Annotated in this window: 19 protein-coding genes; 9 read left to right on the forward strand and 10 right to left on the reverse strand. The window is 72.7% G+C overall.

Translation table 11 applies throughout. The features are described from left to right. From AB0J39_RS26950 to mmuM, 3 genes are all read left to right on the forward strand, one after another. Positions 1–995: MerR family transcriptional regulator (locus AB0J39_RS26950; RefSeq protein WP_363469385.1), on the forward strand; the 995-nt coding region annotated here is incomplete at its 5' end. Positions 996–999: 4 nt separating this feature from the next. Further along, a complete protein-coding gene (locus tag AB0J39_RS26955; protein WP_363469387.1) occupies positions 1,000–2,865 on the forward strand; it encodes a VIT domain-containing protein in 1,866 nt (621 codons plus the stop codon). Positions 2,866–4,201: 1,336 nt separating this feature from the next. Continuing rightward, positions 4,202–5,056 (forward strand): homocysteine S-methyltransferase, encoded by an 855-nt coding sequence (gene mmuM / locus AB0J39_RS26960; RefSeq protein WP_363469389.1) that lies wholly within the window; start codon positions 4,202–4,204, stop codon positions 5,054–5,056. 142 nt (positions 5,057–5,198) lie between these two features. Here the strand turns inward: mmuM and AB0J39_RS26965 are convergent, their stop codons facing one another. Next, complete coding sequence (locus AB0J39_RS26965) at positions 5,199–6,737, reverse strand: MDR family MFS transporter (RefSeq protein WP_363469391.1); 1,539 nt, start codon at positions 6,735–6,737, stop codon at positions 5,199–5,201. A gap of 279 nt (positions 6,738–7,016) precedes the next feature. Beyond that, on the reverse strand, positions 7,017–7,715 hold the full coding sequence (locus AB0J39_RS26970; protein WP_346225689.1) for a lysophospholipid acyltransferase family protein: 699 nt from the start codon (positions 7,713–7,715) through the stop codon (positions 7,017–7,019). Between the two features lie 118 nt (positions 7,716–7,833). Between AB0J39_RS26970 and AB0J39_RS26975 the strand changes: the two genes are divergently transcribed. Next, entirely contained in the window at positions 7,834–8,598 is a 765-nt protein-coding gene (locus tag AB0J39_RS26975; protein WP_363469393.1) for an alpha/beta fold hydrolase, read from the forward strand. A gap of 12 nt (positions 8,599–8,610) precedes the next feature. Then, positions 8,611–9,129 (forward strand): hypothetical protein, encoded by a 519-nt coding sequence (locus AB0J39_RS26980; RefSeq protein WP_363469394.1) that lies wholly within the window; start codon positions 8,611–8,613, stop codon positions 9,127–9,129. Between the two features lie 15 nt (positions 9,130–9,144). On the opposite strand, the gene AB0J39_RS26985 is transcribed toward AB0J39_RS26980, so the two are convergent. The 7 genes from AB0J39_RS26985 to AB0J39_RS27015 form a co-directional block, all read right to left on the reverse strand. Beyond that, positions 9,145–10,344, reverse strand: coding sequence for a hypothetical protein (locus AB0J39_RS26985; RefSeq protein ID WP_363469396.1), 1,200 nt, complete (start codon positions 10,342–10,344; stop codon positions 9,145–9,147). Between the two features lie 145 nt (positions 10,345–10,489). Further along, positions 10,490–11,218: an endonuclease/exonuclease/phosphatase family protein gene (locus AB0J39_RS26990; RefSeq protein WP_363469398.1), complete on the reverse strand. Its 729-nt coding sequence runs from the start codon at positions 11,216–11,218 to the stop codon at positions 10,490–10,492. Between the two features lie 4 nt (positions 11,219–11,222). Further along, positions 11,223–12,164 carry an ROK family glucokinase gene (locus AB0J39_RS26995; RefSeq protein WP_363469400.1) on the reverse strand — a complete coding sequence of 314 codons (942 nt, stop codon included), beginning with the start codon at positions 12,162–12,164 and terminating at the stop codon, positions 11,223–11,225. Positions 12,165–12,273: 109 nt separating this feature from the next. Next, a complete protein-coding gene (locus tag AB0J39_RS27000; protein ID WP_363469402.1) occupies positions 12,274–12,708 on the reverse strand; it encodes a DUF5304 family protein in 435 nt (144 codons plus the stop codon). Beyond that, on the reverse strand, positions 12,705–13,865 hold the full coding sequence (locus AB0J39_RS27005; RefSeq protein ID WP_363469404.1) for an ArsA family ATPase: 1,161 nt from the start codon (positions 13,863–13,865) through the stop codon (positions 12,705–12,707). Before AB0J39_RS27005 ends, AB0J39_RS27000 begins: the two co-directional genes overlap by 4 nt. Next, positions 13,862–14,299 carry an SRPBCC family protein gene (locus AB0J39_RS27010; RefSeq protein WP_363469406.1) on the reverse strand — a complete coding sequence of 146 codons (438 nt, stop codon included), beginning with the start codon at positions 14,297–14,299 and terminating at the stop codon, positions 13,862–13,864. Before AB0J39_RS27010 ends, AB0J39_RS27005 begins: the two co-directional genes overlap by 4 nt. Positions 14,300–14,313: 14 nt before the next feature. Continuing rightward, positions 14,314–15,081: a metallophosphoesterase gene (locus AB0J39_RS27015; protein ID WP_363469408.1), complete on the reverse strand. Its 768-nt coding sequence runs from the start codon at positions 15,079–15,081 to the stop codon at positions 14,314–14,316. Positions 15,082–15,318: 237 nt separating this feature from the next. On the opposite strand from AB0J39_RS27015, the gene AB0J39_RS27020 reads away from it, so the two are divergent. The 4 genes from AB0J39_RS27020 (at position 15,319) to AB0J39_RS27035 (ending at position 20,931) form a co-directional block, all read left to right on the forward strand. After that, on the forward strand, positions 15,319–17,118 hold the full coding sequence (locus tag AB0J39_RS27020; protein ID WP_363469410.1) for an AMP-dependent synthetase/ligase: 1,800 nt from the start codon (positions 15,319–15,321) through the stop codon (positions 17,116–17,118). Positions 17,119–17,410: 292 nt separating this feature from the next. Further along, a complete protein-coding gene (locus AB0J39_RS27025; RefSeq protein WP_363469412.1) occupies positions 17,411–18,244 on the forward strand; it encodes an SAM-dependent methyltransferase in 834 nt (277 codons plus the stop codon). Between the two features lie 251 nt (positions 18,245–18,495). After that, positions 18,496–19,395: a manganese catalase family protein gene (locus AB0J39_RS27030; protein WP_363469414.1), complete on the forward strand. Its 900-nt coding sequence runs from the start codon at positions 18,496–18,498 to the stop codon at positions 19,393–19,395. Positions 19,396–19,584: 189 nt separating this feature from the next. Further along, positions 19,585–20,931, forward strand: coding sequence for an Nramp family divalent metal transporter (locus tag AB0J39_RS27035; RefSeq protein WP_363469416.1), 1,347 nt, complete (start codon positions 19,585–19,587; stop codon positions 20,929–20,931). A gap of 12 nt (positions 20,932–20,943) precedes the next feature. On the opposite strand, the gene AB0J39_RS27040 is transcribed toward AB0J39_RS27035, so the two are convergent. Then, on the reverse strand, positions 20,944–21,761 hold an 818-nt coding region (locus AB0J39_RS27040), incomplete at its 5' end, for a glycosyltransferase family 4 protein (protein WP_363469417.1).

Here is a 21,761-nt window from a genome sequence, read left to right on the forward strand (position 1 = left end):
GGGGCAGAGAGCAGCGCGCGGACGGTCCGGAGCCGCGCGGCAACGGCAGGGTCCGCGAGGTGCCCAACGAGCGGCTCATCCGCTGGTACACGACGATCGGGCTGCTCGACCCTCCCCTTGGCAGGCGCGGCCGGGTGGCTCTCTACGGCCGCCGCCACCTGCTCCAGCTCGTGGCCGTTAAGCGCCGTCAGGCGGACGGCCTGTCCATCGCCGCCATCCAGGCGGAGCTGACGGGTGCGACCGACGCCATGCTCCAGCGCGTCGCCGGGCTCGCCGGGCCGCCGCCCGAGTCGCCGCCCGCGCCGCCTTCCGAGCCGCCGCCCGCGCCGCTGCCTCGGCCGCTGGTCCCGCCCTCTCCCCCGCCTCCGGCACCGGCCCCCGGCTGGTGCGGGACGCGGACGGAGCCTGGCACCGTCCCCGCGACACCGGACGTCGCACGGCCCGCGGCGCGCGACCGCTTCTGGGCACGCCCGGCCTCGTCCGCCGCCACGGCGGCCTCCGGTCACTCCGGCACCGGGCACACCGACCCCAGGGGCACCGGCCCCAGGAATCCCGGCACCGCAGACAGCAGCGGCTCCGCTCCCGCGGACGCCGGTGGCCCCAGGACCGCGCACACCGACGCCACGGATCCCGGCACCGCACACGCCGGCACCGTGGATCCCGGCACCGCACACGCCGGCACCGTGGATCCCGCTGCCACGCACCTTGCCACCGTGCTCCCGGACCCCGTGGTTCCAGACACCGCGCTCCCGGACGTCGTGGTTCCGGACACCGCGCTCCCGGACGTCGTGCAGGGCGTACGGCTCGCACCCGGGGTGACGGTCCTGCTCGATCCGGCTCACCGGGCGCCGGACGGACACGAGGTGGCCGCGCTGCGCCGGGCCGCCGCGCCACTCCTCACGGCGCTCACCACGCTCGGCCTGGCCGGGCCGTTCCACCTCCCCGACGACACCGCCGCCTTCGATTCACGCGCTTCCGACACGCTGGAGGGATGACGTCATGACCGTTCCCATCACACCTCTGCGGCCGGAGGAATGCCGCCCCGTGCCGGACGCCGGGCTCGGCGCGCTGGAGACCGAGAAGGGCAACCTTCCGCTGGAGAGCGTGGACGTCGCCGCCCACCTCACCGGGCTGGTGGCCGGCGTCGAGGTCGTCCAGACCTTCCGCAACCCCTTCGACGTGTCGCTGGAGGCGACGTACGTCTTTCCGCTGCCGCCGCGGGCCGCGGTAACCGCCTTCCGGATGGAGGCCGACGACCGGGTGATCGACGGCGTGCTCAAGGAGCGCGGGCAGGCACGGGCCGACTACGACCGCGCGCTCGCCGAGGGCAGACGTGCGGCGATCGCCGAGGAAGACCGGCCCGACGTGTTCACGATCAGGGTCGGCAACATCGTTCCCGGAGAGCGGGTGGTCGTCCGTCTCACGCTGAGCCAGCCCCTCCCGTTCGAGGACGGCGCCGCGGAGTTCCGCTTCCCGCTGGTCGTGGCGCCCCGCTACATTCCCGGAGCTCCGCTGCCCGGACCCGCGGCCGGCGACGGCGTGTCTCCCGACACCGGCTCCGTGCCCGACGCCTCCCGGATCACGCCGCCCGTCCTGCTTCCCGGCTTCCCCTATCCGGTACGGCTCTCGCTCACGACGACGATCGACCCCGCCGGTCTCGGCCTGCGGGAGGTCCGCTCCAGCCTGCACGGGATCGACCGGGAGGGCGACACGATCAGATTGCGGCCCGGCGAGCGGCTCGACCGCGACTTCATCCTGCGTCTGGCGTTCGACGCCTCCTCGTCGCTCGCGCTCGTCCCCGACGGCACGGACGACGCCCTGGACGACGCCACGGACGCCGGTTCGGCCGGCGAAGGCACGACCGGCGGAGAGCGGGGACCCGCGGCGGACGCGGCGGACGCCCCCGGGACCTTCGTGCTGACCCTGCTGCCGCCGCAGGACGCCACCCGGAGCGCGCCCCGGGACGTCGTCCTGCTGCTCGACCGCTCCGGCAGCATGACGGGCTGGAAGATGGTGGCCGCACGGCGCGCCGCGGCGCGGATCGTCGACACGCTGACCAGGCACGACCGGTTCGCGGTGCTCTCGTTCGACTCCGTGGTGGAGCGCGCCTTCTCCGGCGGTCTGGTGGACGCGAGCGACCGCAACCGGTACCGCGCCGTCGAGCACCTGTCGAGGCTCGACGCCCGCGGGGGCACCGAGATGCTCGCGCCCCTGGAGGAGGCGCTGCGGCTGCTCGACGGGCGCGGCGCGCCCGCTCCCGGACAGGCCGACGGCCCGGGCTCGGGCGACCACGGCCGGCCCCGCGAGGACGAGCGGCCCGGCGAATCCGGCCGGTCCGGCGGGCAGGCACGCGATCGGGTGCTCGTCCTGGTGACCGACGGCCAGGTGGGCAACGAGGACGAGATCCTCGAACGCGTCGGCGCGGGGCTGCACGGCATCCGTGTGCACACCGTGGGCATCGACCGGGCGGTGAACGCGGGATTCCTCGGGCGGCTGGCCCTGCTCGGCTCGGGCCGGTGCGAACTGGTCGAGTCGGAGGACCGGCTCGACGCGGCGATGGAGCACATCCACCGCCGCATCGGCTCGCCGCTGGTGACGGACGTCACGGTGCGGGCGGAGGGCATGGATCTCGTGCCGGACACCGTCACGCATGCCGGTTCCCCTCTATCCGGGCGTTCCACTGGTGGTGAGCGGGCGTTACCGGGGACGGCGGCCCGCCGGAGCCCTCACCGTGCACGGCCGCACCGCCGACGGCCGCCCCTGGGAGGAGCGGATCGAGGGCCGCCCCGCCCACGACCCTGCCGCCCGGGCCGTGTGGGCACGGGCCCATCTGCGCGCCCTGGAAGACCGGTACGCCACGGGTGACCACTCCCTCGAACAGCGGATCGTCGACACGTCGCTGCGTTTCGGCGTGCTGTGCCGCTTCACCGCCTTCGTGGCCGTCGACACCCACGTCACCGGCGAGGGCGGCCCGGAGCATCGCGTGATCCAGCCGGTCGAACCCCCGAGCGGCTGGGAAATGCCGACCGCGATGCCGATGATGGCCGCGGGCGCGCCGATGATGGCGAGGATGGCCGCCTTCACGGCCGGACCTGAGACCACCCCCGGCCCGGTGGCGGACCTGCCCGTCGCAGCGGCCCCGCCGCCCGGCGCGCCTCCCGCCCCGCCTTACGCCGCCGCACCCGCACCGCCGCGCCGGGCGCCGCGCGGGTTCTCCGTCGGCGGCTCGCGCGGGTTCTCCCCTGGCGCGTTCCTCCCGCATCCCGGCGAGGGAACGGCACCGGTCACGGACTTCGAGGGGATCCGGCCCCTGCTGTCGGAAGAGCTCGCGAAACTACGCCAGGCGGAGTCGCTCCCCGAGCGGGAACGGCGGCGCTATCTCGCGGATCTCGCCAGCCGGCTGCGCGTCGTCGTCCAGATGGCGGGCGGTCACACGGATCTCGCCGCGCTCGCCGACGATCTGGAAAGGGCCGAGTGGGCCGAGGTCTCCCTCGGCGACCTCTGGCGGCGGGCGGCCGACCTGCTGACCGCTCTGACCATCGGCACCGGGTCCACGCCCCCGGGCTCCGTATCCCGGGATTCCGCGCCTCCCGGCTCCACTTCCGGCGCTAAGGAAGGCCGGCGTCCCTTCTGGAAGCGATCGTGAGACGGCGCCCGGTGGGATGACCCGGCGGGAAGAAACCGAGGGGAAGAAACCAAGGGGAAGAAAACGGTGCGGCCGGGACACCGGCGGGGAAGCCGGGCCCGGCCGCACCGGTTCGGGTTCGCCCTGGGCGCAGCCCTCAGGAAGGTTCGGGTAGGCGGATGACGTCGGACGGCGGGGTGGGCGCGGGACGCCGCGGCTCCCTCACCCCTCCCGTCTCGGGCCGGTCGTCGCGTCCACCTGCGGGGACGGGAGACCGGCGGTGCAGCAACCGTTTGACGAGCCCTTTGAGCCCCATGTGCCGCCAACGCACGGGGCCGTCGATCGGTTCCTCGCCGGTCCGCGAGCTCGCCGCCGACCGGCGACTGCTGGCGCGGAAGGCGGGCGAGCGCGATACCCGACACCCGGCCCGGCACCTGCGAGAGCGCCTCCCGGCGTGCCAGTTCGGGCGTTTCGACGACGAGAGCATGCGCAGCGGATCGCGAGCGCTGGTAATCGGCGGCCTGTCACCCGGCTCGGGCAGGCCGTCGCCTGCCCGAACACGTAGTGTTGCCCGATATGAACCCAATCGTCCTTGACGGCGGTCTCGCCACACACCTGGAGACACTCGGCTGTGACCTGAGCGACGACCTGTGGTCGGCACGGCTGCTCGCCGACGACCCCGGCGTCATCCGTCAGGCGCATCTCGACTACTTCCGGGCCGGGGCCGGCGTCGCCACCACGGCGAGCTACCAGGCGAGCGTCCCCGGGTTCGTGCGGCACGGTCTCACGCCCCGGGAGGCCCGCGATCTCATCCGGCTGTCGGTGCGGCTCGCCGTACAGGCGAGGGACGAGGCCGGGCAGGGATCTGTCGCCGCGAGCGTGGGGCCGTACGGCGCCTACCTGGCCAACGGCGCGGAGTACACCGGTGACTACGACCTGGACGAGGACGGCCTGGCCCGCTGGCACCGGGAACGGTTCGAGCTCCTCGCCGAGGCCGGGGCCGACCTGCTCGCGTGCGAGACGATCCCCTCACGCGCCGAGGCACGGGCGCTCGCGAGGCTCCTGCGCGAGACGCCGTCCGTACGGGCGTGGGTCACCTTCTCCTGCCGGGACGGCGAGCACGTCAGCGACGGCACGCCGTTCGAGGAGTGCGCGGCGGTCTTCGCGGACCTCCCCCAGGTGGTCGCCGTGGGCGTGAACTGCACCGCGCCGCGGTTCGTACCCGAGCTGATCAAGCACGGAGCGTCGATCGTCTACCCGAACTCCGGCGAGACCTGGGACGCCGCGAACCGGTGCTGGCTGGGCCTCGCCGATCCCGTCGAGTTCGGCAGGGCGGCGGCCGGGTGGGCCGCGCTCGGCGCCCGCTACGTGGGCGGCTGCTGCCGCACCACCCCGGCCCACATCCGCGAGATCCGCGCACACCTCCGCTGAACGCGCTCCGTCTGACCACACCTAGCCTGACCACACCCCGCCCGAAGACACCCCGCCCGAAGACACCCCGCCTGAAGACACCCGCTCGAGCGCAGCTGCCGCGAGCCCACCCGGATCGGGGAAGCCGCGCCGAGGGCGGCGGTCAGCCCATGGCGGCCGGGCCCTCGGTGCTCCGCGACGCGAGCGGGATCTCCTTGAGGAACAGCGCCACGATCAGCGCGAGGGCGACGAAGGGCAGGCTGGCGAGGAACACGTCGTCGATCGCGCCGGTGAACGCGGCCAGCACGTGGTCCTTGACCGGTTGCGGCAGCCGCTGGATCGCCTGCACGTTGTTGGCGTCCACGCGCCCTGGAGGCATCCTGCCGCCGAACTCCGCGGCCAGGTGATGGGCGAGCCGGTTGGTGAGCACGGCGCCCATGATCGCCGTGCCGATGGCCGCGCCCATCATGCGGAAGAACGTCGCCGAGCTCGTGGCAACGCCCATGTCGCCGTGGTCCACGGCGTTCTGGATCGCCGTGACGATCGTCTGCATGGTGAATCCGAGCCCGGCGCCGAAGAGGTACGCGTAGACCGCCACCTGCCAGTACGGCGTGTCCACCTTGATCGTGGACAGCAGCCACATGGCCACCAGGAGGACCGCCCCGCCCAGGATCGGGAAGATCTTGTATCGGCCCGTGCGGCTCATCATCTGCCCGGAGACGATCGACGTGGAGAAGATGCCGAAGACCGCCGGCAGCAGCGCCAGGCCCGACACGGTCGGCGACATGCCCTGGACCGCCTGGAGATAGACCGGCAGGAAGATCATGCCGCCGAACATCGCCAGGCCCGACAGGAAGCCGAAGCTGTTGCCGACGCTGAAGATCTTGTTGCGGAACAGCCGCATCGGCAGGATCGGCTCGGCCGCCCGGAGTTCGACGAACACGAACAGAGCCGCGAACGCCACGAACCCGCTGAGCATGGCCAGCGAGCCGGGCGCGGTCCAGCCGAACTCGCCCCCCGCCCAGTCGAGGTAGAGCAGGAGGCACGAGACGCCGGCCACGATCAGCGCCGCGCCCAGGTAGTCGATGCGATGGCTGCGGCGAGTGAAGGGGATCCGCAGCGCCATGGAGGTCACGACGAGCGAGATCAGCCCGATCGGCAGGTTGATCCAGAAGATCCACCGCCAGCCGGGCCCGTCGGTGAAGAAACCGCCGAGCAGCGGCCCGGCGACGCTGGAGGTGCCCCAGACCGCGCCGAAGTAGCCCTGGTAGCGGCCGCGCTCACGCGGCGGGATGACGTCGCCGATGATGCTGAACGCCAGTGCCATCAGACCGCCGCCGCCCAGGCCCTGGATGGCCCGGAACCCGATGAGCTGGCCGATGTCCTGACTCAGCCCGGCCAGCACCGAGCCGAGCAGGAAGATGCCGATGGCTGTCTGGAAGATGATCCGCCGGCCGTACAGGTCGGAGATCTTGCCCCACAGCGGGGTCGCCGCGGTCGAGGTGAGCAGATAGGCGGTGACCACCCACGACAACTTGTCGAGGCCGCCGAGTTCGCTGACGATGCGCGGCAGGGCCGTGCCGACGATGCTCTGGTCGAGGGCGGCCAGCAGCATCCCGGCGGCCACCCCGGAGAGCACGACCAGGATCTGGCGGTGCGGCAGGTATCCGGGAGCGGCCTGCCGTTCCTCCCGGACACTCATGCCACCCCCTCGCCTTGCGGCTCGGGTCGCGTCATGCCGGAGGCGCGCAGGTGAACCAGCCGAATCGCGCTGCGCCCGCCGAATCGCTCGCTCATGCGGCGCACTCGCCGGTGCCGGGGATCCGGCGTCTTCCAAAAGGCGTGCACGGGCGCGTTGCGGCGCCGGGCGGGGCCCATGTGCGGTTCCTGCGTGCTGGCATGCTGTACGCCTTCCGATCCGAACGACGTGTCTTTACGTGCGCGGCGGACAACGCCACGTTACCCGTCCGGTCCGGAAGTATTAGGAATTCTCGCGAGCTGCCCTGGTCATTTCCGTCTTGGCCGCCGCCGCGTACTTGTCGACGTACTCCTGGCCCGACAGCTCCATCAGCGCGTACATGATTTCGTCGGTGACCGCGCGCAGCACCAGGCGGTCGTTTTCCATGCCGTAGTAGCGGGAGAAATCGAGCGGCTTGCCGTACCGGACGCCGGGGCGGATGCCGAACTTGGGAATCGGGCGGCCGGGGGGCATCATCTCGAACGTGTTGACCATCGCCCACGGGATCACCGGTGCGCGGGACTCCAGGGCGAGCCGCGCCACGCCGGTCTTCCCCTTGTAGAGACGCCCGTCAGGCGAGCGGGTGCCCTCCGGGTAGATGCCGAGCACCTGGTTCTCCTTGAGGATGCGCAGGCCGGTGCGGAGCGCCGCCTCGCTCGCCTTGCCGCCGGAGCGGTCGATGGGCACGGTGCCGACGCCGGAGAAGAACGCTCGGCTCACCAGCCCCTTCACCCCGCGGCCGGTGAAGTACTCGGCCTTGCCCAATGAGATGACCTTGCGCGGCAGGAATCCGGCCCCGAAGAAGTGGTCGGCGAACGACAGGTGGTTGCCGGCCAGAATGACCGGACCCTCCTTGGGCACGTTCTCCACCCCTTCTGCCCAGGGGCGGAACACGAAGCGGAGGATCGGCCAGATGATGGCCTTGACCACCCAGTAGAACACTCGGGCACCCCCTCGGCTCAGATGTGCAGTCATCTTCGCACGCCCAGCCCTCTCGCACTAACGCTGACCAACGTGGGAGTATCGGGCGGAACACGCCACCGTTTCGCGGAGGTCTCCCATGCCAGTGCTGCCGGGTGCGGAGCCGTACCACCACGAAGGCAGTGAGATCGGCGTCCTGCTCTGCCACGGATTCACGGGCTCGCCGCAGTCCCTGAGGCCGTGGGGTGAGCATCTGGCCCGGGCGGGACTGACGGTGTCCCTGCCCCGCCTGCCCGGCCACGGCACGACGTGGCAGGAGATGAGCCGCACCCGTTGGGAGGACTGGTACGCCGAGCTGGACAAGGCGTTCGCCGACCTGCGCGGCCGGTGCGCGCAGGCGTTCGTGATGGGCCTGTCCCTCGGCGGTTGCATGGCGCTGCGCCTGGCCGAGGTCCACGGAGACGCCGTCACGGGCGCCGTCGTGGTGAACCCGTCCGTGGTCAACGACGTGCCGCTGCTGCGGCTGGCCCCGGTGCTCAAGCACGTCGTACGCTCGATCCCGGGGGTGGCGGGTGACATCAAGAAGGAGGGCGCGAGCGAGCTCGGCTACGCGCGGACGCCCGTCCGGGCCGCCGCCACGCTGCCCCGGCTGTGGCGGCTCGTCCAGTCCGACATCGCCAAGGTGATCCAGCCGGTGCTGGTGTTCCACAGCCGGGACGACCATGTGGTAAAGCCGGGGAGCGTCGCGTTCCTGCAGGCGAGGATGGGAAACAATCTGGAGGTCAGAGAGCTGGCGGACAGCTATCACGTCGCCACTCTCGACAACGACGCGCCTGTGATCTTCGAAGGGAGTCTGGAGTTCATCCGCTCCCACGCCTCGGTACCCTTGACCAAGGACTTGTGACCCGGGATCGACGTGACGCCGCAAAGTGACGAGGACGAGGTCTGGCGCCAGATCGTCGCCTCGTTCAACGAGACAGCCGAGGACTCCTCGGCGGAACAGCCATGGCCTGACCGCGAGAACGTCACCGAGGAGACCGGCGCGAACACCGCCGACGGCGCCCCCGGCGACAGGTTCCCCGGCGGCCCGGTTGCCGACAACACGGGTCCCCACGACACGGGTCCCGACGACACGGGCTCCGGTGACGAGCCGGGCGAGGGCCGTGCTCCCGCCCCCGCCGGCGACGACGACCACTACGTCCCGCCGCCCCCGCCGCCTCTTCCTCCGGGGGACGCGCTGAGCCGGCTCTCCTGGCTGGCGCTGTTCGGCGGCCCCGCCTACCTGCTCCTGGCCGCGCTGCTGGACTGGCCCATGGACGGGTGGATCGTGTTCGCCGCGGTGTCGGCGTTCATCGCGGGGTTCGTCATCCTCGTCGTACGCATGGGCGACGGTCCGCCCGCCGACTCCGGCTGGGACGACGGCGCGGTCGTCTGACGCGGGCGCGCGGCCTCACTCGGCCGGCGGGGCCGCCTTCGCGGCGGCGTCACCGGCGGGAGGCGGGCCGAAGCGTTCGATGAGGTCGGTGTAGCGGCCCTTGCCGTCCAGCATGTGGCCGACGGCCATGGTGAGGTCGCCGACGTGCGCGACCGCCTGCAGCCGCACCCTGCGGTCCTCGGTGGCCGCCTGGCCGCGCAGCGTGGTCCAGCGCGATCCGTCGTACCGCAGCAGGAAGCCCTCCGCCTCGTGCCCCGGGTCGTACCCGGAGATCCAGAACACGCCGTCGCCGTCGCCGGTGACGGCGTACAGCTCGGCGCGCCGCTCCGGCGGCGTCACCCGCTTCCAGTGCCTGCCGTCCCACTGGAGGACCAGCGGGGAGATGCCGCCGTCGCCCTGGTAGACGCCCCCGACCGCGATCGCGTGCTTGCGGCCGTCGGCGTACACGTCCCGCAGGAATCCGCCCTTGATCTCCGGCAGGCCGGTCTGTTTCCACCCGGCGGCGGTCAGGCGCATGGCCAGGGGCCCGGAGCCGGAGTCGCCCACCGCCCAGCCGTCCGACCGGCCCGCGAGCGCCACGCCGTACATCGCGCCCTCGGGGCCCTGACCGGTCTTCCAGGTCGCGCCCTTGGCGGCGCCGCCGCTGCTCAGCAGGAACGCCCTGCCGTCCCGGCTGCCGACCGCGACCACCCGGCCGGAGGAGGCGGCGACCCCGCCGAGCCAGTCCCCCGTGCGCAGTTGCGGCACGCCGACGCGGTCGAACCCGTCGCGGGTGCCCTTCGCCACGTACGGCAGGCCGTCGTGGCCGTCGCCGACCGTCCAGACCTCGGTGGCGGAGGCGGCGGCGACCGACCGCAGGTGGCCGGCGCCGGTGGCGTCACCCCGGATCGGCACCTCGTTCCAGGAGGAGCCGTCCCAGTGGGTGATGACGCCCTGGTTGCGCCAGAAGTCCCAGGCGTTCTGCTGGCCCACGGCCCAGATGTCCCTGGCGGACAGGCCGGCGACGTCGGACAGCGAGCCGTCGGCCTGGAGCCGTCCCGTGGAGGAGCCGGCGTCCTGGGCGAGCTCGTCCCCCGACGGGCCGCGCTCCGCCTGTGCGCGGACGATCCCTGTGTACGCGTGCGCGACCGGTGTGGCGCGCGGGAGGATCCCGGCCACCAGGCCGGCGGACAGCACACACAACGGCACCGCACGCCGTATGAGGCGGCGGGTCATGAAACGATCGTACGGGTGACCGGGCACTCCCCGTCACACAGGCGGCGAATCCGATCACCGGCGGCGGGGTGCGCGGAGGGCGGAGGCGTGTCTCCCGGCCCCGGCGCCAGACCCCAACGTCAGGCCCCGGCGTCAGGCCCTCGGGTCAGGCCCCGGCGGACGGCGTCGGCACGAGCTCGGCGACGACCGGCCGGTGGTCGCTCGCTGCGGCCAGGTCGCCGGGCGGGGCGTCCGCGCCGCCGCACGACACGATGCTCAGGCCCGGGCCCGCGAAGATCGCGTCGATCCGCACGCGGGGATCGCGGGCCGGGAACGTCGCACCCGCCCTGCCGTCGTCCCCCCACTCCGCCGGGCCGCCCGCGGCGGCGTAGCAGTCGGTGTAGCGGCCGCCCAGAAGGCGCCAGACGGGGGCCTCGGGAGTTTCGTTGAGGTCGCCGGCGAGCACCGGCGCGGCCCCGAACTCCCGGGCGGCGCTGTCCAGGAGCGGCACGATCTGGGCCGCGTGACTCAGGCGCGCCCCCGCCATGAGGTCGAGGTGGGCCGAGCACACGGCGTACCTCTCGCGGTCCTTCTCCACCACGGCGAGCGCGACGGAGCGCCATTCGAGCCCGGCGAACCACCGCAGGCGGTGCCCGCGTCCGCGCAGGAGCCGTACGGCTGGGGCGGTGAGGACGGCGGTCCCGCCCACCCGGCCTCCGGCGGCCACGGACAGGCCGGCGGCGCGGGCCAGCGCCCGCCGCTGCCGGCGCCAGCCCGGCAGGCGCGGCGCCTCCTGCAGACACAGCACGTCGGGCCGCAGGGCGCGGATCACCCGGACCAGCGCCCCGCGGTCGTCCCGGAGCCCCCGGACGTTGTAGGTCGCGACCCGTAGCACGCCGTCAGCGGAGCCTGGCGAGGTCGCCGGCTCCCACCAGCCCGGCCGACGGGCCCATCTCGGCCACCCTGATCTCGGCGAGCGGGCGGTGGCCGCGGCCGGTGAGCCGCGCGGCGAACTCCTCGCGCACCCGGTCGACGAACAGGTCCGCCGCGCCGGAGACGCCGCCGCCGATGATGAAGCATCCGGGGTCGAGGACCGCGGCCATGTCGGCCAGACCCTGGGCGAGCCATCCGGCGAGCGACTCGAAGGCGGCCAGCGCCGCCCGGTCGCCCAGGCGCGCCGCCTCGGTCACGTGCTCGCCCTGGATGCCCTCGACCGAGCCGCCGAGCCGCAGCAGGTGCTCGGCGCCCTCGGGGTCGGCCTGCGCGTTGTCCTTGGCCTCCATCAGCAGCGAACTGCCGCTGGCGTACCGCTCCCAGCAGCCGCTGTTGCCGCAGCCGCAGGCACGGCCGCCGGGCACCGCCTGCATGTGGCCGAGCTCGGCGCCCATCCCCCACCGCCCGCGGTAGAGCCGGCCGCCCAGCACGATGCCGCCGCCGATGCCCGTGCCCACGGTCACGCACACCACGTGGCTCTCGCCCCGGCCCGCGCCGAAGCGGTACTCGCCCCAGGCCATGGCGTTGGCGTCGTTCTCGACGACGACCGGCAGGCCGACCAGCTCGCCCACCTTCTCGCGCAGCGGCTCCTCACGCCAGGCGAGGTTGGGGGCGAAGCGGATGACCGACCGGGTCTCGTCGACGAAGCCCGCCGCGCCGATGCCTACCGCCTCGACCTCGTGCCGCGTGGCGAGCTCGGTCACCGCGTCGGCGATCGTGAGCGCCATCTTCTCGGGGCTGCCCGCCGGGCTGTGCCGCAGGCCGCGCTCGATGATGGCGCCGTCGTCGCCGACGACCCCGTACGCGATCTTGGTACCGCCCACGTCCACGCCGATGGTCAGCGCCATGCTGTCTTCCTTCCGCCCGAACCGCTCACTCGCGAGCGACGCCGCGCCGATTGAAGCCGATCAAGCCGGGTTGTGGCAATCCCACCGGCGCCCGCGCGCGACCGGCTCGTCATCCCAGGTCGATGTGCTCCACCGTGGAGTCGCCGGGCCGGCGCTCCCCCGCCGGGCGTGACGAGGGGCGCTGCAGGGCGTCTACCGCCTGCCGGAAGGCCGCGAAGAGCTCTCCGCCGGCCGCGACCAGATGGCCGGTGACGTCGCCGCCGGCCTCGCGGCGCGCGGCGATGACCCGGCACACCGGGCAGGCCCGGCAGACGTACTCGTCGTGGTCGTCGGAGACGGCCTCGCTCCACACGTCGTCGCCCCGGCCGCCCGCGCCGGCGCCGCCGAAGGCGGCCCCGAAGCCGCTCACGCCACCCTTCACCATCCCCTTGCCGAACTCGCGGCCCATCCGCCGCTGGACCGCGTCCAGCAGCTTCATCGCCTCCTCCGCCGCCGACCCGAGCGGGTCCTGGCTGCGGGGGTTGGTGTCGTTGGAATCCGTCATATCGCCCCTCCTGCCTCGAACCGTACCCGGAGCCGGCCGTCCCGGAGCGCGGCCGAGGAGATCTGGCGCCGGGCGAGGGCGGCGGGCAGGGCGATGACCCGCCGGTAGGACCCGGCGGTGACGATGATGTCGTCCCCCTTGCGGGCGAGGTCGAGGTCGTCGCGGTCGGCGAGCGGCAGGGACAGCGTCAGCTCGTCGGCGGTGAACCTCAGCGGCGGTTCGGCGTCAGGGCGGGCGAAGGGATCCCGGTCTCCGTACATCCTCGCGGCGAGGTCCGCGAGGGCGGCCGTCCCGACCGGCTCCGCCGGAAGATAGGGGGCAATGAGGACGGGCAGCGGCGCGAACGACTCGTGCACCGTGGCGAGCTGCCTGGCCTGGGCCTCCACCCAGCCCAGCCGCCACTCGTCGGCGCCCTCCGTGGGGAAGACCCGGTTGGCGATCACCGCGTCGACGCGGTAGCCGTACAGGCTGAGCGAGGTGAGCGTACGGCGGGCCTCGGCGACGACCACGGCCTCGGGTGTCAGCACGAGCCGCACGGAGGCGTCGTCGCCGGTGAGCAGCGCGCGCACCTCCAGCAGGCCCCGGTGCAGCCGCTCCCCCGCCGAGACGACCTCGCCCTCGGGCACGCTCACCTTGGCGACGTGCCGGATGACCGGTGACAGCGCTCTCAGCACCCGCCTGCCCACGGGGAGCAGACGGTTGACGTGCCAGTCGAGCGCCTCCGGCAGGGCGAGCAGGCGCAGCGTCTCCGCGGTCGGGGCGCAGTCGACGACGATCACGTCCCAGCGGCCGGTGCGGGCCTGCTCGCGCAGTTCCAGCAGGGCGAGGATCTCCTCGGCGCCCGGCAGGACGGTGATCTCCTCGGAGGTGACCTCGTCGAGGCCGAGCTCCGCCAGCACGTTCCCGGCGTAGTCGCGTAACTCGCCCCAGTGCCGCTCCAGCGACTTCTGGGTGTCCACCTGCTGCAGGTGCAGGCCGGGGGCGGCCTCGACCGGCTCGGCCGAGGGCGGCACGCCGAGCGCGTCGGCGAGGGAGTGCGCGGTGTCGGTGGACACGACCAGCGTCTTGTTGCCGCGCGCGGCGGCGAGCGTGGCGGTCGCGGCGGCCGCCGTGGTCTTGCCGACCCCGCCCTTCCCCGTGAAGAGGAGGACCCTCATCGGCCCTCGACGCGCCGCTTGAGCCCTTTCAGCGCCGTGTCGACGATGACCTTCTCGGCCTTGCGCTTGATCATGCCGATCATCGGGACCTTCAGGTCGACGGCGAGGTCGTAGGTGACCTCCGTGCCGCCGCCGTTCTCGGTCAGGCGGTAGCTGCCGGTCAGGCCCGAGAGCATCCGCCCGGCGTCGACCATGCGCCAGCTCACGCCCGCGTCGTCGTCCCAGTCGTACCCGAGGACGTACTCGTCGCTGATCACTCCGGCGTCGAGGACGAACCGGACCCGGGTGGCGCGGCCGTCCGCGCCCGTCTCCAGGACCTCGGCCTTCTTCACCTGGCCGGCCCACTCCGGATAGGCCGGGAAGTCGGCGATGACGGCCATGATTGTCGACCGGCCGGCGCCGATCGTGATGCTCGACGAAGTGCGATCAGCCATGCGCCAACCGTACTTCACCATTCCAGGGCGAAAGGCGTGCCACGGCCGCGGAAATGGCCGACGTTGACGCACTCCGTGCGCCCCACACGGGTCCTGCTGACCAGCGGCTGGTGCACGTGGCCGAACAGCGCGAAACGGGGCTGCGTTCTCCTGATCGCCTCCAGCGTGGCCTCGCTCCCCCGTTCGAACCGCCGGGCCACCACGTCGTACAGCAGGTCGGGGATGGCGGGCGGGATGTGGCAGCACAGCACGTCCACCTCGCCGACCGCCTCGACCTTGCGCGCGTACTCCTCGTCGTCGATTTCGTACGGCGTGCGGTAGCGCGTACGCAGGCCTCCGCCGACGAACCCGAAGGTGAGCCCGCCGATCTCCACCACCTCGCCGTCCAGGACCCGCTGCCCGGGCCGCAGGTGGTCCGCCCACAGGCGCGGCAGGTCCACGTTGCCGTACGTGAGGTAGGCGGGCGTCGGCATGGCGGAGAAGATCTGCTCGTACTGGCGCCGGACCGCCGCCTCCATGACGTCGCGGGGGTCGCCCTCGAGGGAGGCCCACAGACCGGCCGACAGCTCCCGCGCCTCGCCGAAGCGGCCCGCCGCGCGCAGGCCCACGTACTCGCTCGCCTTATCCGCGCCGAAGAGGTCGGGGAAGATGCCCTGCGAGTGGTCGGCGTAGTCGATGAAGAGAAGCAGGTCGCCGAGGCAGATCAGGGCGTCGGCCCCGTCACCCGCGCGGGCGAGCGCGTCGGCCCGGCCGTGGACGTCGCTGACCACGTGGATGCGCATGCGCACATCGTAACGGCCGCTTTACCTAGCACCCGCTTGGGTCACGGAAAGGTGTCGCCCCCGCCGCCCGGGGGACACTGATAGCGTCGATTTGTCCCTGGATAACGCCTGGGTGACGGATCTACCCGTGCGTAACTTTGCACGGTAGCGTCCAGTGAGACACGAAGAGTGATGCCCGCAACGCGGTCCCGGCACGGCGCTCCGGAGGCCGCGCGGCCGTGCGCGAAGGAGTGACCCGTGCGCGAGTTCAGCGTTCCCGTGCTGGTGGACGTGCCTCCATCCGCGAACTGCACCGACGTGGTGTTCCAGCGCGGCGTGGACGAACCGGACACCGTCGTCATCCGCCGTAAGGAGGGTGAGGATCCGGGCGCACCGTGGACGCCGGTCACGGCCGCGCAGTTCAGGGACCAGGTGGCGGCCGCCGCCAAGGGACTGATCGCCGCCGGGATCGAACCCGGCGACCGGGTCGGGCTGATGTCGCGCACCCGCTACGAGTGGACGGTCGCCGATTACGCCATCTGGGCCGCGGGCGCGGTCGGGGTGCCGATCTACGAGACCTCCTCCGCCGACCAGGTGAAGTGGATCCTGAGCGACAGCGGCGCCAAGGCCGCGATCGTGGAGACGGCCGCGCACGAGGAGACCGTGCGCGAGGCCGCGCCCGATCTGCCGCTGCTGTGGGGGATCGACGACGGCGGGCTCGCCGAGCTGGAGCGGCTCGGCGCCGAGGTGGGCAACGACACGCTGGCCGAGCGCAGGGCGAGCCGCGGCGGCCGCGACCTCGCCACGATCATCTACACCTCCGGCACGACCGGCATGCCGAAGGGCTGCCGCCTCACCCACGACAACCTGCTGTTCACCGCGCGCAACGTCTCCCTCGGGCCGCTGGAGTCGCTGTTCGACGTCGAGGGCCGGGCCGCGCTGCTCTTCCTCCCGCTGGCGCACAGCTTCGCCCGGATCATCCAGGTCGTCCTGATCGAGACGAAGACGGTGCTCGCGCACAGCCCGAATATGAAGAACGTGGCGCCCGACCTGCGGGAGTTTCAGCCCACCTTCCTGCTGGGCGTGCCCCGCGTGTTCGAGAAGGTCTACAACGCCGCCGAGCAGAAGGCCACCGCGGAGGGCAAGGGCAAGATCTTCCACGCCGCCGTCCGGGCCGCGATCGAGTGGAGCAAAGCCGAGAGCTCCGGCGGGGCCGGTCTCGGCGCCCGGCTCAAGCACGCGGCCTTCGACAAGCTCGTGTACGGCAAGCTGCGGGCGGCCACCGGCGGCGCGCTGACGGCGGCGGTCTCCGGCGGCTCGGCCCTCGGCGAGCGGCTCGGCCACTTCTTCCGCGGCGTGGGCATCGAGGTGTTCGAGGGCTGGGGGCTGACCGAGACCAGCGCGCCCTCGACAGTCAACATCCCCGGCGCCAACAAGATCGGCACGGTCGGCAAGCCGTTCCCCGGCGTGAGCATCCGCATCGCCGACGACGGCGAGATTCTGGTGAAGGGCCGGCACGTCTTCGACGGCTACTGGAACAACGAGCGCGCGACCAAGGAGGTCGTCGACCCCGAGGGCTGGTTCCACACCGGGGACGTCGGCAGCCTCGACGACGACGGCTACCTGAGCATCACCGGCCGCAAGAAGGAGATCCTCGTCACCGCCGGCGGCAAGAACGTCGCGCCGGCGCCGCTCGAGGACGCCATCCGCGCGCACCGCCTGGTCAGCCAGGTGATGGTGGTCGGCGACGACAAGCCGTTCATCGGCGCGATCATCACTCTCGACCACGAGGCGATGGAGCAGTGGAAGCAGGCCAACGGCCGCTCCGGCGCCTCCATGGCCGAGCTCTGCTCCGACCCCGGCGTCGTCGCCGAGGTGCAGCAGGCCGTGGACGACGCCAACCGGATGGTCTCCAAGGCCGAGCAGATCAAGAAGTTCAGCATCCTCGACATCGAGCTGAGCGAGGAGACCGGCCACGTCACGCCGAAGCAGTCGATCAAGCGGCACGTCGTGACCCGGGACTTCGCCAAGCAGATCGACGAGCTGTACGGCGGCTGACCTCGGGGTGGCCCGGCCGCGGACGCCGCGGCCGGGTCGTCGCGCACGACACGTCCACGGATGAGCACGGCATCCCCCGTTCTCCGGCACGGCCCGCGATGCTGAAACTTTCGGACGGCCGGAACCGATAAGAAAGGCTCTCCGTACAGGCATTTCAGAAGCTAGTGACGCCCAGCCGTCCGCGAACTCCGGCGCCGGGCGCCGAAAAATATCGCTCCGGCATCGCAATGTTGCGCTCCGCCTGGTTATGCTCCCAACGCATCCATGATCGGCGACTGGAGAGGGACGGGCGATGGGTGACAGGGTCGGCGGCTGGAACTGGACGCACCGCGATCCCGACTATCTCCCCCCGGATGTCGACACGACCAAGCCCAGCATCGCGCGGGTGTACGACGCGTTCCTGGGCGGCAAGGACAACTTCGCGGTGGACCGCGCGGTCGCCATGGAGGGCATGCGGCACTTCCCCGACCGCGGTGAGGGGGCCCGCAACAACCGCGCCATGCTGTTCCGCGGCGTGAAGTACATGGCCGAGCAGGGCATCGACCAGTTCCTCGACATCGGCTCGGGCCTGCCCACGATGGACAACACCCACTCGGTCGCGCAGCGCATCAACCCCGCCGCGAAGGTCGTCTACGTCGACAACGACCCCATCGTGCTGGCCCACGCGCGGGCGATCCTGCAGACCGACGAGCGCACCCGCGTGATCACCGCGGACATGCGCGAACCCGAGGTGATCCTCAACCACCCCGACGTCGAAGGCTTCCTTGACCTCTCCCGTCCCGTCGGCCTGCTGCTGGTGGCCGTGGTCCACCATCTCGCCGACGCGGAGGACCCGAACGGCCTCGTGGACGCCTACAAGGCCCGCCTGGCTCCGGGCAGCTACATGCAGCTCACCCACTTCTGCTCCTGCGCGCCGGAGATGCGCGAGCTGGAGGCCGTGCTGCTGCAGATGCTCGGCACCGGCAGGGCCCGGGACATGCCCGAGATCGTGCGGTTCTTCGACGGCCTCGACCTGGTCGAGCCCGGCGTCGTGCACGTGCCCGAGTGGCGTCCCGAGGAACCCGTGCGCTATCCCCTCGACCTCGGCGGCATCTGCGTCGCCGGCGGCGTCGGCCGCAAACCCTGACCATACGGCCGCGATCCGGCCACCGGGGCGACACCCGGCGAAGGGTCCGTTCCCGGCGGTGCCGGGAGTGAGACGTCGACCGCGCCCGCCTGTCCAACCATTGGGCCCTTCGTTAGGTGTCGCTCCTGTGGTCCCGTTGCGCCACGTGTTGGGATTTATGCGTGACCCCCCACCACACGCACCAGTGGGGTCGCGCCCTTAGCCCGCGTAAGGCCTGCGGCTCCCTGTGGTTTTCCTACGCGAGGAGTCATATGTTCCGGCACACCCGTCGGCTCCAGTTCGAGGCCAAGCCCGAAAAGCCCGACCCGGTATACGCGCGCAAGCTCCAGGAGCTCATCGGCGGCGCCTTCGGCGAGATGACCGTGACGATGCAGTACCTGTTCCAGGGCTGGAACTGCCGCATGCCCGGCAAGTACAAAGACCTGATCATGGACATCGCGACCGAGGAGATCGGGCACGTCGAGATGCTCGCCACGATGGTCGCCCGCCTCCTGGAGGGCGCCCCCTCCACGGCGGTCACGAAGATGGCCGCCGCCGATCCCGTGCTCGGGGCGGTGCTGGGCGGCATGGATCCCCAGCAGGCCATCGTCGGAGGCGGCGGCCCCCTGCCCGCCGACAGCAACGGATACCCCTGGAACGGCCGCTACATCGTCGCCAGCGGCAACCTCCTGGCGGATTTCCAGGCCAACGTCGCGGCCGAGGCGCACGGCCGGCTGCAGACCGCCCGGCTGTACCACATGACCGACGACCGCGGCGTGAAGGACATGCTGAAGTTCAACCTCGCCCGCGACACCCTGCACCAGAACCTGTGGCTCAAGGCGATCGAGGAACTCAAGACGGACGGCCTGGAGGACGTCGTCGTGCCCAACGCGCTGTTCGACGAGGAGCACGCCGAGCACGCGGAGACGATCTGGGACCTCTCCGACGGCACCGAGGCCCAGTCGGGCGGCTGGGCCGGCGGGCCGCAGCCGGACGGCCGCCACCAGTTCGCCTATCTCCTCAACCCGGAGCCGCTCGGGGGCCCCGCCATGGCGCCGCCGCCCGACCCCAAGCTGTACGACACCTACGACGGCAGCATGGGCGAGCCGCAGGGTCCCGCCCTCGGCACCGAGGTGGGCCCCATCGGCAAGCTCAAGGACAAGCTCACCTGACCGGCACCTGACCGGCCTCCGCCGAGCCCCGTCCGTCCTTTCACCGATCGTCCACGCACTCCTCGGCCCCCGCGCCGCTCCGCGCGCGTGCCGTACCGCGTCCCGGCGCCCGGTGCCGCCCGGCCACGAGCCGCGCCGCACCGGGTCCGGGTCTGCCGCCCGTCCAGACCTCTGTCCTGTGAGGCTCTCGTGCTCGACTCCCGCCGCCCCTCCGACGGACGTGCGCCCGTCGTTCCCACCGCCGTTCCCACCGCCGTTCCCACCGCCTCTCCCGCCGCCTCTTCCGCCGCCTCTTCCGCCGCCGGGCGGGCGGCACCGGGCCGCTTCGCGCGGCTGGCCGGCCTGTGCGGTCCCGCGTTCGTCGTCTCCGTCGCGTACGTCGATCCCGGCAACTTCGCGACCAACATGGCGGGCGGCGCGCAGTACGGCACCATGCTGCTGTGGGTGATCGCCGTCGCGAACGTGCTGGCCATGTTCGTGCAGGCGCTGTCGGCCAAGCTCGGCATCGCCACCGGGCGCAACCTCCCCGAGCTGTGCCGCGACCACCTGCCGCGGCGGGTGAGCCTGCCGCTGTGGGTGCAGGCCGAGCTGGTCGCCGCCGCCACCGACTTGGCCGAGTTCATCGGCGGGGCGATCGCGCTGAACCTGCTGTTCGGCGTGCCGCTGCTGCCCGCCGCCGCGATCACGGCCGTCGTCTCGTCGATCCTGCTCATGCTCGCGCCACGCGGACGCCGCCGGTTCGAGGCGACCGTCGCGGCGCTGCTCGCCGTGGTCCTGGCCGGCTTCGCCTACCAGGTGCTGCTGTCGGGGTCCCTCGCGGGCGTGGCGGGCGGCTTCGTGCCCCGCCTGGCCGGGCCGGACAGCCTGCTGCTGGCCACCGGGATCATCGGGGCGACGGTCATGCCCCACGTCGTCTACCTGCACTCGGCCCTCACCCAGCACCAAGCCGTGCCGGGCGGGGCCGGGGAGACCGTGCCCGAGAAGACCGTGCGCAGGGAGGCGGTGCGGGCCAGCCGGATGGACATCGGCGTGGCCCTCGGCGCCGCCGGACTGGTGAACATGGCGATGCTGACCGTGGCCGCCGCCACCTTCGGCGGCGGCGACCCCGGGAGCCTGCAGGCCATCCACGCCGGTCTCGGGCAGGTGCTCGGGCCCGGGGCGGCGGTCGCGTTCGCGCTCGCCCTGCTCGCCTCCGGGCTGGCCTCCTCCAGCGTGGGCACCTACGCCGGGCAGATCATCATGGCGGGGTTCCTGCGCCGCCGTGTGCCGCTCCTGGCGCGGCGCCTCGTCACGATCCTCCCGGCCATGGCCGTCCTGGCCGCCGGGGTGGACCCCACGCGGGCGCTCGTCCTGAGCCAGGTGGCGCTGTCCTTCGGCATCCCCTTCGCCCTGGTCCCGCTCGTGGCGTTCACCAGCAGCAGGAAGCTGATGGGCGACCTCGTCAACCGCCGCGTCACCACCGTCGCCGGCGTCGCCGTCGCCGCCGTCATCAGCGCGCTGAACGGTTTCCTGCTCATGGAGGTGTTCACCGGCTGAGGCGGCCTCCCGTCACAGCAGCGCGGCGAACCGGGCCGCGACGAGGTCCCAGCGCCACTCCTCCTCGATCCAGGCCCGGCCCCGCTCGCCCATGGCGCGGGCGCGGGCCGGGTCGGCCAGCAGGTCGCACAGCGCGCCGGCCACCGCCGTGTGCGACGTGCCGTCGACCACCAGGCCCGTCTCACCGTGCCGTACGGCGTCGGGGGCGCCTCCGGACGACCCGGCGACCACCGGCAGCCCGGTGGCCGACGCCTCCAGGTAGACGATGCCGAGGCCCTCGACGTCCAGGCCCGCGAACCTGCTGCGGCAGGGCATGGCGAACACGTCGCCCGCGTCGTAGTAGGCCGGCAGGGACGCCCAGGGGACGGACCCGGTGACGACCACCGAGCCGCGCAGGCCGGCCCGGGCGGCGCCGCGCTCCAGCGACCGCCGTGAGGGGCCGCCGCCCACCAGCAGCAGGACCGCGCCCGGGACCCGCCGCAGGACGAGCGGCCAGGCCCGCAGCAGCACGTCCTGGCCCTTGCGCGGCACCAGCCGCGAGACGCACACGACGACCGGCCGGTCGCCGAGGCCGAGCGAGGCCCGGACCCGGTCGCCGCCCGCCCCGGGACGGAAGGCGGCGGTGTCCACGCCCGGCGCGAGCCGTACGAGCCGGGAGGCGGGGACGGCCCGGGCGATCCGGCGGCGGGTGTAGTCGCCGAGGTAGGTCACGACGTCGGCTCCCGCACCGATGCGGCGCAGCAGGGCGCGCGCGCCGGGCAGGCGGGCCCAGGACGCCTCGTGCCCGTGGGTGAGCATGACGACCCGGCCCCCGCCCCCGGCGCGCCGGG

Source organism: Microbispora sp. NPDC049633 (genome assembly GCF_040675265.1).
Classification (GTDB): domain Bacteria; phylum Actinomycetota; class Actinomycetes; order Streptosporangiales; family Streptosporangiaceae; genus Microbispora; species Microbispora maris.